This window comes from Shewanella sp. T24-MNA-CIBAN-0130 (assembly GCF_040310185.1).
GTDB lineage: Bacteria > Pseudomonadota > Gammaproteobacteria > Enterobacterales > Shewanellaceae > Shewanella > Shewanella psychromarinicola.
The window spans coordinates 1-286 of record NZ_JBEOPP010000238.1 but is presented as its reverse complement, the minus strand read 5'-3'; the positions used below and the strand labels follow the sequence as shown (position 1 = coordinate 286).

At 49.3% G+C, this 286-nt stretch carries 1 tRNA gene and 1 rRNA gene; both read left to right on the top strand.

The window, feature by feature from the left end:
- Window positions 1–101 precede the first annotated feature (101 nt).
- Window positions 102–177: transfer RNA gene (locus AAEZ02_RS22210), tRNA-Thr, on the top strand.
- 36 nt (window positions 178–213) lie between these two features.
- Window positions 214–286: ribosomal RNA gene (gene rrf, locus AAEZ02_RS22205) — 5S ribosomal RNA — on the top strand; the annotation flags it as partial.

The following is a 286-nucleotide window of genomic DNA, read 5'->3' as shown; positions in this document are numbered from 1 at the left end:
CAGAAGTGAAACGCAATCGCGCCGATGGTAGTTTGGGGTCTCCCCATGCGAGAGTAGGTCATTTCCAGGCGCCTAATAAGCTCGACGTAGTAGCTAGTTTTGCTGATATGGCTCAGTTGGTAGAGCGCATCCTTGGTAAGGATGAGGTCCCCAGTTCGATTCTGGGTATCAGCACCAAGAATAATCTAGTGTAATGTCCTAGAAAACAGTTTGTCTGGAAACCATAGCATTGTGGCACCACCTGATCCCATTCCGAACTCAGAAGTGAAACGCAATCGCGCCGATG